The sequence below is a fragment of the Moorena sp. SIO4A1 genome, from assembly GCF_010672065.1.
Classification (GTDB): Bacteria; Cyanobacteriota; Cyanobacteriia; order Cyanobacteriales; family Coleofasciculaceae; genus Moorena.
In genome coordinates this window covers 16255-29697 of the sequence record NZ_JAAHHX010000074.1, presented here as the reverse complement: position 1 = coordinate 29697, position 13443 = coordinate 16255, and the positions used below count along the sequence as shown (strand labels likewise).

Below are 13443 nucleotides of genomic sequence, written 5' to 3'. Positions count from 1 at the left end.
AATTAGTTTGCGATCGCAAAACCACTCACGACTATCAATTAATGATTCGCAAACTCGCCAAATTTGGTCAGGGATAGAATTTATCTGTGACCTACCTTGAGTGATTTGAGAACACATTCGACGTCCACACTCATTGGCATGAAACCAATCTTGGTTAATAGTTAGAATCAGCACCCCATCCACAAACCCCTCAAGGATTGCTTGGATCAGTAATGGGGGTTCTGATCTTGTTTGTGCCATGACTAGCATTACCTGAATTACACATTATCCAGAATTCCGAATTTGCCCAGCCTTTGCTAGACACAGTTTTGGATCAGCTTTGGCTCAGCTGGTGATCACAACAGATGAGCCAAAATTGGCACTTGACAATTGGTATAATAAAGTATAATAATTTTGATTTCTCAGCTGGCTCTAGTTTGGATTATTAACACATCAAGTAGCAAAGAATTGTGAACAGGATTGTGAAGAGGTTTCCTGAGGTGCGACCTGTGTGGAATTTAATTCTTAATGGGGAAAGCGAACCTAAGTGTTGGTGGGATCTTGTCACTTACTTTAGGAGTATGTCTACTGACAGAGGCTCCGATCGCTCTTAGCGGAAGCAAAGCTTCATCGCGTAGCGTGGGCGTAGCCCATTAAGATTCTCTGGGTCGCGAGGATGTTTGAGAAGTAACACATGTTTGGCATCAGCGATCATTATCGGAAATCTGAGGGACTTGGAGCCACTTACCCCCTTGCTTTGGCGGGTTAGGGGGGTATGTACGAGTAGGCTCCAACACCTTTAAAATAGCCTCTTAGACCTGGAATATGCCTAAGGGCGTTTACCAGAGTTTAGCTGCGATTTCCTTGAGCTTAGCTATTGGTTTGATTCTAATATAGTATGCATTTTTATTTGAAATGTAAACAGCGGACCCGTCGAAACAGGGAACTTCGGATCAGGGAACAGGGAATAGTAGGAAAGAGCTCCAAAGAGTTTTTGATGTTATGAGACATCAGCAAGATTGTTCATGACCTATTTGTAAATCCTATAGCTGAGGTGAGATTTTGCCATCTTTACAAGCATCTCGACAGGGAAGACTAACAATTAAACAGTATCGAAACCGAAAGGGATGGACGATAGAGGATCACAGATGGCTGGTCGAGGCGAGTAAGATCTTAAATCCAGATATCGACTGGGCATCCTCGGAGTATGGGTTGCAAGAAATCTATGCTCCTGGTGTCTCCCTAGCTACTTGGAAACGCTTCTTGCAAGGAAAACCGATTAATGCCCAAGTTTTCCAGGTATTTTGCCAAGTTTTAGGACTTAACTGGGAATATGTAATTGAGAACAGCCTCCCTAAGTCCTCAATCCAGAAGACAACCGCTAAAATCCCCCCAAATCGAGTAGATTGGTCAGCAGCGCCGGATGTGCCAGTTTTTTTTGGACGTACCGAAGAATTAGCTACCTTAGTGGAATGGATTCTCAATGATCGTTGCCGAGTTGTGGCAATTCTAGGAATGGGTGGAATTGGTAAAACTGGACTCTCCCTGAAGCTAGGTAAGGGGGGAATTGGCAAAACTGATCAGTCCCTCAAGCTAGCCCATGGCATTCAGGATGACTTTGAGTACGTAATTTGGCGTACGCTACTGAATGCTCCTCCCATTATCAAAATTCTTGAAGAGCTGATCAAATTTCTCTCCAACCAGGTAGAAACAGATTTACCAGACACCCTAGATGCTCAACTATCACTACTACTTCACTATTTGCGTGAGCATCGCTGTTTGCTAATCCTGGATAATGTGGAGTCAATTCTACAAGGTGGTGAGAAGCCTGGGCAATATCGAGAGGGATATGAGCAGTATGAGCAACTGTTCCGACAAATTGGAGAAGTCTCCCATCAAAGCTGCTTGTTGATCACCAGCCGAGAGAAGCCCCACGCCATTGCCAGACTTGAAGGCAAAACACGACCGGTTCGTTGCCTGGAATTAAGCGGTTTTGATGTTGTAAATGGCAAGAAAATATTTAATTCCATTGCCTCCTTCTCTGGTTCAGATCAGCAATGGCAAAAACTGATTCAATTTTACAACGGTAATCCTTTATCTCTAGAAATTGTTGCCAAGCATATTGATGAAGTTTTTTTGGGTAATATTGGCGACTTTTTAGCAGAAGGTAAACTAGTCTTCGATGACTTTCGTGAAGTGTTAACCTGGCACTTTGAGCACTTGTCAGACCAAGAACAGGAAATTCTGTACTGGTTGGCAATTAATCGGGAAGCAGTTTCCCTTGCCCAACTCCGAGAGGATATCCTCTCACCAGTCGCTAAACAACAGTTACCAGTAACACTGCAATCCCTGCAAAGACGTTTACCTTTGGAAAAAAGTTCAGCAGGCTTTACCCTGCAACCTGTCCTGATCGAGTACATGACTGAAAAAGTCATTGAGCAGGTTAGTCAGGAAATACTCACAGATAAAATAGCTCTGTTTAATTCTCATTGTTTGCTGAAGGCTTTGGCAAAACAGTACCTTCGGGAAGCTCAATCCCTTCTGCTCCTCAAACCAGTAATCGATCGGCTAATCGCTAGTTTGACTAGTCAAGGTCGTCTGGAAGAAACCCTAAATTGTAGTCTTTCAAAGATAAGAGAAGACTTGGTGCCAAAGGTAGGCTATGTAGCCGGTAATATCCTTAATCTGCTCTGCCAACTTAAAACTGATTTAAGGGGTTATGATTTTTCTAATCTCACTATTTTGCAAGCTTACCTTCAGGGGGTAGAGTTGCTAGATGTAAACTTCGCTAATGCTACCATCGCTAAATCAGTTTTTACTCAACCCTTTGGTAGTATTTTGTCAGTAGCATTTAGCCCCGATGGCCAGCTTTTGGCTGCAGGTGATAGCATGGGCAAGATTCATCTGTGGCAAATTGCCGATAGTCAATACCGTTTAACCTTAAAGGGACACACCAGTTGGGTATGGTCATTGGCCTTTACTAGGCTAGATGATGGTAACAGTGAAGATACTCAGATTTTGGCTAGTAGCTCTGAAGATCAAACCGTCAGGCTCTGGGATATTGCTACCAGTCAATGCCTCCACACCTTGCGAGGACATAGGAGTAGAATATGGTCAGTTGCTTTCAGTGGAGATGGCACAATTGTTGCTACTGGCAGTGGCGATAAAACCGTTAGAATCTGGGATGTTAGTACCGGTGAATGCTTGAACATCTTGTCAGAGCACTCCCAGACCGTAAGAGCCGTAGCTTGTAGTCCCGATGGTGCCATTCTCGCTAGTGGCAGTGAAGATAAAACTATCAAACTCTGGGACTCTGATATAGGTGAATGCCTCAGCACCTTAGAAGGACACTCTCAGCAGGTCAGGTCACTGGCTTTCAGCCCCGATGGAACTACTCTCGCCAGTAGTAGTGATGACAAAACCGTAAGGCTATGGAATCTTAGTACCGGTGAATGCGTTAAGATTCTGCGGGGACATACAAAAAGCATATGGTCAATCGGGTTTAGTAGAGATGGAACCACTCTCGCCAGTAGTAGTGATGACAAAACCGTAAGGCTATGGAATCTTAGCACCGGTGAATGTGTTAATAAGTTGTACGGACATACCAATGGCGTATGGTCTATTGCTTTCAGTCCAGATGGCGTAACCTTAGCAAGTGGTTGTGATGACCAAACTGTAAGGCTATGGAATATTAACACTGGTCAATGCCTCAACACGTTTCGAGGATATACCAATGGCGTATGGTCTATTGCTTTCAGTCCAGATGGCACAACCCTCGCCAGTGGCAGTGAAGACCAAACCGTCAGACTTTGGGATGTTGGTACCGGTGAATGCCTCGATACCTTACGAGGACATACCAATTTGATATTTTCTGTTGCCTTTAGTCGAGATGGTACAATCTTAGTTAGTGGCTCTAAAGACCAAACCCTCAGACTCTGGGATATTAGCACTGGTGAATGCCTCAACACCTTCCACGGACCCAAGTGGGTACTTTCAGTCGCCTTTAGTCCCAATGGAGAAATCTTAGCCAGTGGTCATAATGACGATAAAGTAAGACTCTGGGATATTAGCACCGGTGAGTGTTTCCAGACCTTATTAGGACACAGGAGTTTGGTCTGGTCAGTAGCTTTCAGTCCAGATGGCACAATTGTTGCTAGTGGCTGTGAAGACCAAACCGTTAAACTCTGGGATGTTGGCACCGGTGACTGTTTGAGTACTTTGCAGGGACACCGGAATATCATCAAGTCCGTTGTCTTTAGTGGAGATGGCAGAATTCTCGCTAGTGGCTGTGAAGACCACACGGTCAGGCTCTGGGATGTTGGCACTGGTGAGTGTCTCAACACTTTGCGTGGACACACCCATCGCTTACGCTCAGTGGCGTTCAACCCTAATGGTAAACTGATCGTCAGTGGTAGTTATGATAAAACCTGTAAGCTCTGGGATGTTCAGACAGGTGAATGTTTAAAAACTCTCCATGGACATACTAATTTGGTATGGTCTGTTGCTTTCAGTCGAGATGGTTTAATGCTGGCCAGTAGCAGCAACGATGGCACAATTAAGTTTTGGGATATTGAGACGGGTCAATGTATCAAAACCCTGAGAGTGCCTAGACCCTATGAGGGGATGAATATAGCTGGTGTTACTGGTTTAACAAAAGCAACTATTACGTCCCTGAAAGCGTTGGGAGCAGTTGATTAGACTTCGTGGCAGTTGTCGGGAGTCGGGAATCGGGAGTCGGGAGTCGGGAGTCGGGAGTCGGGGGCGTTGCTTAATAATGGAATGATTTTAAGAGTTTTTAGGTGCGCTTTCCGCATCTAATTATTAAATTCGCCACGGGTCGCACCTGTGGAATGGGCATCTTGGTGGAACGGGCATCTGGCCGTGGAATGGGCATCTTGCCCGTTCCTTAGATTTGGGCATCTGGCCGTGGAATGGGCATCTTGCCCGTTCCTTAGATTTGGGCATCTGGCCGTGGAATGGGCATCTTGCCGTGGAATGGGCATCTTGCGTGGAACTGGCATCTTGCCAGTTTCAATATATTTTCGGGCGGGCAGGATGCCCACTCTACGGATCTGGGAACGGTAAGCACTGCCCACCATAGGATTAATTTCAATCGTGCAACAGCTCAGTTCACCCCTACCTACTAGCAGATAAGATTTTTTTGAGACACAAAGCAATTACTCCAAAGATCAGGATGAGCCCAACAGGTACTATCACACTATTGATTAAAGGGTTTTTACAACTGTTCTCCAAGGGTTTTATAATCTTGGATACAGCCTTACACTGCTTCGCTTCAAAATCCACTAAAGCTGTAACCGCTGTGCCCGCACCAACTACCGTTACTATATTTTGAAAAGTGCGATCGCGTTCTGCTTTTTCCAGCTCAATTTGACTACGGATGGCATTTATCCTGGTTTCTAGTAGCCGTAAGCCTAGCGCCATAGTATCATAGTCTTTAGTAACCTGCAATAGGTAATTTTGCTTTACTTCTTTACTAAACGTTTCTAAAAACTTCAGATTATTATCGGCCCCTAATTCTTGGCATTTTTGGTTGATGATTTCTAAACGGGTTTGATAATTGAATAAATTAATCTCGATAATTTGGTTTTGAAAATTTAGTTTAGGCAAATCTAGGGTATAATTATCCAAAGACTTTTGAATATCATCCAGTTTTGCGGCTATGGTTTGCTCCCTAAAGCCAGAAGCGTTTTGGTCATTGATAAGTCTCTGATTTTCTTCAGCCTGCTTATAAAAATTGACCAATGAATTTTTGATTAAGCGACTTTGGCTGTAAGCCCATAAAATTTTGTTTCTATAACTAAACAGACCCATCCAATCAGTATACAACTCCGCTGCCTTTTCCATACTTGCTTGGTCAGGAAAGATCATAATGATTACATGGCAGTTGGCCTGATTCAGGGGTTGATATCGCCACAGCTCAAAAACTTCACCACCAAATAACCTGCCTTTTCCATGTAAATCTTGTGACCAATTCGCCCCTTTATCGAAAACCTTATCACCAGATTTTGCAATGTCTTTTTCCTGTTTTGTCGAACTTTCGGGTGTTGATACTCCATGTAAATCTTGTGACCAATTCGCCGCTGTCTGGAAAACCTGATAACAGGATTTAGCAATGTATTCATAGCTTTTGCTCGATGTTTTCGCTAACCATCCAGAAAGCATCCAGGTTTGTCCTAGGGTTGCCCTTTCACCTTGTAATCTCCATTCAATTTCGGCTCGGAGTCTGGCAAAACAGTCAGGGGTTTGGGGGTCAGTTTGATTGTTAATGGAACAATCAATTTGCAAACCATAGGTATCATTTAAGCGGACAGGGTAGTAGTACCCTTCTAGGGTATTGTTTGCTGTGGTAAAATCATAGTACTTTTGCCTAGGGAGTAGTTCTAAATATTTGGTTTCTAGATCAGGATCGGAAAATTTACTATCGGCTGGGAGTTTAGCTCGGAACTTAGCTTGCTTTTCTTGCTTCTCAGCTTCAGTGAGGTTGAGAGCATCTCGTAAATCATATAAAAATAAATCCAGAGTTGGAAAGATTAGATCGCTCACTATAGCACTCTTTTCAATTGGGTGAGGTACAAATTATTATTTTAGGAAGCAGGGAGTAGGGAGTAGGGAGTAGGGAGCAGGGAACAGGTAACAGGGAACAGGCTAAAAATCCTGTGGAATGGGCATCAGGCGTGGAACTGGCATCTTGCCAGTTAATGCATCAGGCGTGGAACTGGCATCTTGCCAGTTTCATGGTTATTTTCGGGCGGGCAGGATGCCCACTCTACTCTGTATTCATTCGAAGACTGACCCAACGCCAATTTCTGAGTATAGCGTTGATCCTACTTACGAGCTACATTCAATTTTATTCCCCCATCTCCCCATCTCCCCATCTCCCCATCTCCCCATCTCCCCATCTCCCCATCTCCCCATCTCCCCATCTCCCCATCTCCCCATTTCCCCATCTCCCCATCTTCCAAATTGGGTACTTTACTTTTTAGAAGTCCCTAAAAACTGTTTCAGTTTTTCCAAGGGTAATTGTTTCACAGCTGCTTCTGGCTGTTCTGTACGACTGACGACAATCACAATATTATTAATGTGTTGGTCATAGCCTGTAGGTGATGACTTAGGTTTATATCCTTTGATGACCCAGACACTACTAGTGGTATCGAATTGCTGGATTTCCGCTTCTGTTGGTAGATACTCTAGGGGAATATCGACCCTAGTGTTAATAAGTTGGGTAGAGTAAATTTGGTAACGTTGATTTAACTCAGGATTAGCTGCAATCATCTCTAGTAACTTGGGTTTGGTATACCTCTCCCAGGCCAGAGGTTGGGCATCGAGTTGATCGCCAATTTCTTTGATGCTCTTAGTCTCAGCTTGACTCAAGGGTGTGTCTAAATCAGTCAGAGCAAGTAAAAAAGCTAATAGGGTTTTGTTAGTATTCATCAGCCACTGCCACTACTTCAATCACTATCTTTATACACGAAGGATCAGCCGAGTGCTCGAAATTGCGATAGTATGTTAACCTAATAAAAATTCAGAACCTCGCTCCAATGACACCGGAATGGGAAGCCCTAATCGTTGGGATTAACCGTTATCCAGAATACACCAACTTTAACGACCTGACCGTTGCGGCATTAGATGGGGAAAATGTCGCTCAACAATTAGATCACTATGGCTATGAACCGTTTCGGATTCAGGACTTACCCCTTGGATTGACTCAAAAAGAACCAGAGGAACTATCGAGCAGAGGCATAGTAAAATTAGAGGAATTAAGGTCAGCAGTCGCTAATCTGTTTAATCCTCCCGCTCCCAACCAAGCCCCAGAAACCGCCTTATTTTTCTTTTCAGGCCATGGCTGTAGACAAGAGGTGGATGGTATTGAGGAAGTTTTCTTAGTCACTAGTGATGCCTTCCCTGATGTTGGAATTTATGGCTATTCTCTACGGGAGTTGGGTGAGCAAATCGCAACTAGCTCAGTCAAACAGGTAGTGATTTGGTTAGATTGTTGCTACAGTGGCGAGTTACTAAACTTTATCCCAACCGATAAAGCTTACTGCTTAATTACTGCTACTCGTTCCTTTGAACCGGGAGTAGAGATAAGCCATGAACAAGGAGTATTTACCAAGGCGTTACTGGCAGGGTTGAATCCGGAAAATCACCCGGATGGTATTGTAAATAGTCATAATTTGGCAGAGTTTATTGAGAAGCGGATGTCAATGACTTCTCAACGTCCTTTAATCGCTAACTCAAACCAAGCTATTCTACTCACTACCAAGTTTACGAAATCCAGCTTTCAGGATAAGTGCCCCTATCGGTCTCTGTCTTATTTTACGGCGAAAGTAGAGGATGCTCTGGTGTTTCACGGTCGCTCTAAGTTGACCCAGCAGTTAATTGAACGAGTTAAAACAAAAGACCGTCTGCTGTTAGTTTTAGGGGCTTCCGGTAGTGGCAAGTCTTCCTTAGTTAGGGCTGGATTATTGTATCAACTGAAGTTAGGGCAGGTAATTGTTGGAAGCGATCGCTGGTATTATCTGGAACCTTTTACTCCTGGTGAAGCACCAAAGCAAAGGTTACAGGAGGTGCTGGAAAAGGGGGAGGGCGAGCAGAAGCAGTCAGAGAATTCTAGTGTTACTCCGGTGGTCATGATTATTGACCAGTTTGAAGAGTGCTTCACCATGAGTCAACCTGACCAACGCCAGGAATTCTTTAACAGTTTGATTGAATTAATCGAGAATACCAACAATCTAATTGTTTTAATTGCTATGCGCTCTGACTTTCGGGGGCGGTTGCGAGAGTATGCTCAATTTGTTGAAAAGATTAATAAACCTTACATCAATGTAGACCACTTGAACCGTGAGGAAATTGAAGAAGCGATCGCTAAACCGGCGGAATTAGTAGGATTGGGAATTGAGGGCAGATTAAAACAGCAACTGATTAACGATGTCGAAGATTATCCAGGCAGCCTGCCCCTGCTCCAATATACTCTGACGGAATTATGGAAACAGTCAAGACATCAGCAGGAAACGTTTTTACGCTTAAAGACTTATCAACAGTTAGGGGGAATTGAGGGAACTCTCGAAAAGAGAGCCAATCAGGTATTTGATAGTCTATCACCGGAAGAACAAAATGTGGCTAGGCGTTTGTTGTTGGAATTAACTCAAGTGGGAGATACTCTCGATACCCGTAGACGAATACGCCTGGGGGAGTTAGTCAATTCTCACCACAGTTTAGAACTGCTCGATGCTGTTAGCCAGAAGTTAGCCAGTTCAGACAACCGCTTGATTACTAGAAGCCATGAGGAAAATTCCCAGGATGTGGTTTTGGATGTGGTTCATGAAGCCTTGATTGGCCACTGGGGAAAGTTGGTGGAGTGGAAGCAGACTTATACAGAGACAATGGTGATCGAACGCAAGCTGGAAGCGGCAGCCCTTGAATGGCAGCAGAAGGGAAAGAAGCGTGATGATGTTGGTTTACTGTTGCTTGGGGGGAGGTTAGTAGAAGCCCAAGAGTATTTAAACGAGTATGGTAAGTTGGGCATGTTGAATGGGCTGGCTGAGGAGTATATTCAGGTAAGCGGTCAGAAACACAAGCAAATCACCCGTAACCGCCGGTTAGTGGCGGGAGCGTTTATTGGTGTGTTGGTATTGGGGACAGTTGTTTCGACAGCTTTTGGGTTACAGTCTAGTAAACAGGCGAGAGAGGCAAGACGAGGTGAAATCGAACTCCTGAGTCAATCTTCAGAACTCTTGTTTACCTTAGAGCAACCCTTTGATGCTCTAAAAGAGAGTTTAAGGGCAGTAAGAAAACTCAACAAGGCGTATTGGGTAAAAGGTGATACTAGAGTTAGAGTGATCGCTAGTTTACGGCAATCTCTCTATGGAGTGAAAGAATTTAATAGCCTAGACGAACATAGCGAACTTGTATGGAGCGTGGCCTTTAGCCGAGACGGCCAGACTATCGCTACTGCTAGTGCAGACAACACCGTGAAACTGTGGAATCTCCAAGGCCAACCCCTGCACACCCTCAAAGGCCATAGCGCATCTGTCTATAGCGTTACCTTTAGCCCAGATGGCCAGACTATCGCTACTGGTAGTGATGACAAGACAGTGAAACTGTGGAATCTCCAAGGCAAAGAACTGCACACCCTCAAAGGCCATAGCAAACGTGTCACTAGCGTGGCCTTTAGCGATGATGGCCAAACTATCGCTTCTGGTAGTAGAGACAACACGGTAAAACTGTGGAATCTAGAGGGCCAGGAACTGCACACCCTCAAAGGCCATAGCAACTTTGTCACTAGTGTGGCCTTTAGCCCAGATGGCCAGACTATCGCTTCTGGTAGTAGGGACAACAGGGTGAAACTGTGGAATCACCAAGGCAAAAAACTGCACACCCTCAATGAACATAGTAAATATGTCTATAGCGTAGCCTTTAGCCCAGATGGCCAGACTATCGCTTCTGGTAGTAGGGACAAGACGGTGAAACTGTGGAATCTAGAAAGCAAACTACTCCAAATCCTCACTGGACATAGCGCATCTGTCCATAGCGTGGCCTTTAGCCGAGACGGCCAGACTATCGCTTCTGGTAGTTTCGACAAGACGGTGAAACTGTGGAATCTCCAAGGCAAAGAACTGCACACCCTCACCGGACATAGGGCACTTGTCTATAGCGTGGCCTTTAGCCGAGATGGCCAGACTATCGCTTCTGCTAGTGATGACAACACTGTGAAACTGTGGAATCTAGAAAGCAAACCACTCCACACCCTCACTGGCCATAGCGCATCTGTCTATAGCGTTACCTTTAGCCGAGACGGCCAGACTATCGCTACTGCTAGTGATGACAACACCGTGAAACTGTGGAATCTCCAAGGCAAAGAACTGCACACCCTCAAAGGCCATAGCAAACGTGTCACTAGCGTGGCCTTTAGCGATGATGGCCAGACTATCGCTTCTGGTAGTAGCGACAACACCGTGAAACTTTGGAATCATCAAGGCAAAGAACTGCACACCCTCAAAGGGCATAGCAAGCCTGTCATTAGCGTGGCCTTTAGCGATGATGGCCAGACTATCGCTTCTGCTAGTGGGGACAAGACAGTGAAACTGTGGAATCTCCAAGGCAAAGAACTGCACACCCTCAAAGGCCATAAAGAATCTGTCATTAGCGTAGCCTTTAGCGATGATGGCCAGACTATCGCTTCTGCTAGTTTGGACAAAACCGTCAAACTCTGGAATCGAGAAGGCAAACTCCTGCACACCCTCAAAGGGCATAGCAAGCCTGTCATTAGCGTGGCCTTTAGCGATGATGGCCAGACTATCGCTTCTGGTAGTTGGGACAAGACGGTGAAACTGTGGAATCACCAAGGCCAACCCCTGCACACCCTCAAAGGCCATAGCGCATCTGTCTATAGCGTGGCCTTTAGCCCAGATGGCCAGACTATCGCTTCTGGTAGTCATGACAGGACTGTGAAACTGTGGAATCTGGAAGGAAAACTACTGCACACCCTCACTGGACATAGCGCACCTGTCAATAGCGTGGCCTTTAGCCCAGATGGCAAGACTATTGCTTCTGCTAGTGGTGACAAAACGGTAATTTTATGGAATTTCGATTTAGATGATTTAGTGACACAGAGTTGTAACTGGCTCCATGATTACCTTGTCACTCATGAAGATGAAACAGAATTATGGGAAATTTGTCGTATTAAAGGGAGCAGGGAGCAGGGAAGAAAATAGGGAGCAGGGAGTAGGGAGCAGGGGTAGGTTTTACCCACACTCCACTTTAGTCCTGATTCAACACTTCCGGTAATTTCCAAGAGCGCCCTTGACAGTAAACATAACCATTATTAGTATAAATCCCAGAAAGTGCCCTAGCTAATATCAAGAATTCCTGCTGTTCTTCCGCAGTCATATAATTTTCATTGTGTAGACTCCCTGAGGCTCGGTTTGGATCTCCTCCGGAGTCCAGATATCGCTGACGAGCCAGAGTGGAGAGTTCTACCATTCGTTGATATTGCTGTTGTTGTAATTCACTTAAGGGCTTCATAATTCGGCTACAGGTGTAATCGGGGTAATTTCACCATTTGGTAAAAGCATAGCAAAGGGCAGAAGAAGGCTAGCAGTGCTGATGTACCAAATGCCATTGTCTTGGTCATAAACAGTATTTTCTAGTAATCCTAAGGTATCCAAAGCATTGAGAATTAGATATTGTGCTTCTGTTGGTTCCATCACACCCGACCGAAGTAATAGAGATGTTGGTGATTTTACTGCCAAATCTTGATTATTCGTCCGGTTGAATACCCATAATAAACCTGTGGGAAGTGTGGGGAGATGGGGAGATGGGGAGATGGGGAGATGGGGAGATGGGGAGATGGGGAGATGGGGAGATGGGGAGATGGGGAGATGGGGCAGGGGCGCGGGAAGTGTGGGAAGTGTGGGAAGTGTGGGAAGTGTGGGAAGTGTGGGCAGATTTCACAAGGGTAGGTTTTTTACAAAGGGGCGAGTAGGTACTTTGATTACGTAGAAATTCCTCAAAATTCGTATCAAAATACACAATAATTTCCGGGATAATTCTCCCCATTTCCTGCTTTTCCCGACTCCCGACTCCCGACTCCCGACTCCCGACTCCCGACCTAAATGTAAACAACCTACCCCTGTGAGGATGGGGAGATCGGGAGATTTTTATTAGAGTAATTATACAGACATCCTAGAATCCCTGCTTAGTAAGCCAGAGAAAAGTAGTTTTCCATGCTTAATAGTATGTTTAACTACATTTTTGCTCATTTTAATCCTATGTCCTGATCTGTTGACAATAACCATAGCTGGTAAAATTTTATGGCTGGATTAAACACATTTTTGTAAAATAGTCAACAGTTAAAATTCTGACTTGGAATTTTATGTTAATAAACATAAACTGGAGTTACCACAGAGGTAAATTGGGGCTACTATAGTAACTTAAGTAATCATATAAACATAATCCCGGAAGGTAAAATATGATACAAGCTGCTGTCAAAATGCTAATTCCTTTCGAATCTCTTGTCGAAGCAATTACTACTCTGGAAATAGAAGACAAAATTAAGCTCAATCAAATCCTCGAAGAAGATATTGCTGAAGTCCAACCGCAAATTGCATTAGAAAAATTGTTACAGCAACCAGTGTCCGAAATGCAGTTTGAGCAATTTGAGCAACCTTTCCAAGCACCCGAGCCTGCCAAGACTGAAACCTCAAAGGTGTCTCTGATTCCCCTGTCTCCCCTGCTGCCTCTAATTCCCTTACGTACCTCAGGGGATAACGTTGCTTGAAGAAATGCGATCGCGGTCTTGTAATAGATCTTGTGGGTGCGTTAAGGCCAAGCCTAACGCACCCTACTCGCTACTGCATCAAGAGGAATTGCTAAAACTTATATAAAAAGTTTTTTCATAACTTTTTCCCGATTCCCGATTCCCGATTCCCGATTCCCGATTCC

9 protein-coding genes and 1 pseudogene are annotated in these 13443 nt (G+C 44.6%); 5 read left to right on the top strand and 5 right to left on the bottom strand.

Annotated elements, in window-relative coordinates:
- Nucleotides 1-240 (bottom strand): annotated as a pseudogene (locus tag F6K53_RS30200) (helix-turn-helix transcriptional regulator); the annotation flags it as partial.
- 801 nt (nt 241-1041) lie between these two features.
- Here F6K53_RS30200 and F6K53_RS30195 point away from each other — a divergent pair.
- Nucleotides 1042-4677: an NB-ARC domain-containing protein gene (locus F6K53_RS30195; protein ID WP_293083214.1), complete on the top strand. Its 3636-nt coding sequence runs from the start codon at nt 1042-1044 to the stop codon at nt 4675-4677.
- Between the two features lie 147 nt (nt 4678-4824).
- Nucleotides 4825-5064, top strand: coding sequence for a hypothetical protein (locus F6K53_RS30190; protein WP_293070875.1), 240 nt, complete (start codon nt 4825-4827; stop codon nt 5062-5064).
- A 51-nt stretch (nt 5065-5115) separates the two neighbouring features.
- Here F6K53_RS30190 and F6K53_RS30185 read toward each other — a convergent pair whose 3' ends face one another.
- Both F6K53_RS30185 and F6K53_RS30180 read right to left on the bottom strand, forming a co-directional pair.
- Nucleotides 5116-6543: a hypothetical protein gene (locus F6K53_RS30185; protein WP_293070877.1), complete on the bottom strand. Its 1428-nt coding sequence runs from the start codon at nt 6541-6543 to the stop codon at nt 5116-5118.
- A 429-nt stretch (nt 6544-6972) separates the two neighbouring features.
- Nucleotides 6973-7431 carry a hypothetical protein gene (locus F6K53_RS30180; protein WP_293018146.1) on the bottom strand — a complete coding sequence of 153 codons (459 nt, stop codon included), beginning with the start codon at nt 7429-7431 and terminating at the stop codon, nt 6973-6975.
- 107 nt (nt 7432-7538) lie between these two features.
- Here F6K53_RS30180 and F6K53_RS30175 point away from each other — a divergent pair, with 107 nt between their 5' ends.
- Nucleotides 7539-11714 (top strand): caspase family protein, encoded by a 4176-nt coding sequence (locus F6K53_RS30175; protein ID WP_293070880.1) that lies wholly within the window; start codon nt 7539-7541, stop codon nt 11712-11714.
- A gap of 46 nt (nt 11715-11760) precedes the next feature.
- Here the strand turns inward: F6K53_RS30175 and F6K53_RS30170 are convergent, their stop codons facing one another.
- Nucleotides 11761-12024, bottom strand: coding sequence for a hypothetical protein (locus F6K53_RS30170; protein WP_293070882.1), 264 nt, complete (start codon nt 12022-12024; stop codon nt 11761-11763).
- Nucleotides 12021-12206, bottom strand: a complete 186-nt coding sequence (locus F6K53_RS30165; RefSeq protein WP_070392097.1) for a hypothetical protein — start codon at nt 12204-12206, stop codon at nt 12021-12023. The genes F6K53_RS30170 and F6K53_RS30165 overlap by 4 nt, the downstream gene beginning before the upstream one ends.
- Nucleotides 12207-12316: 110 nt before the next feature.
- Between F6K53_RS30165 and F6K53_RS30160 the strand changes: the two genes are divergently transcribed.
- Entirely contained in the window at nt 12317-12484 is a 168-nt protein-coding gene (locus F6K53_RS30160; RefSeq protein WP_293027818.1) for a hypothetical protein, read from the top strand.
- A gap of 486 nt (nt 12485-12970) precedes the next feature.
- Nucleotides 12971-13279: a hypothetical protein gene (locus F6K53_RS30155; protein ID WP_293070885.1), complete on the top strand. Its 309-nt coding sequence runs from the start codon at nt 12971-12973 to the stop codon at nt 13277-13279.
- The last annotated feature ends 164 nt before the right edge of the window (nt 13280-13443 follow it).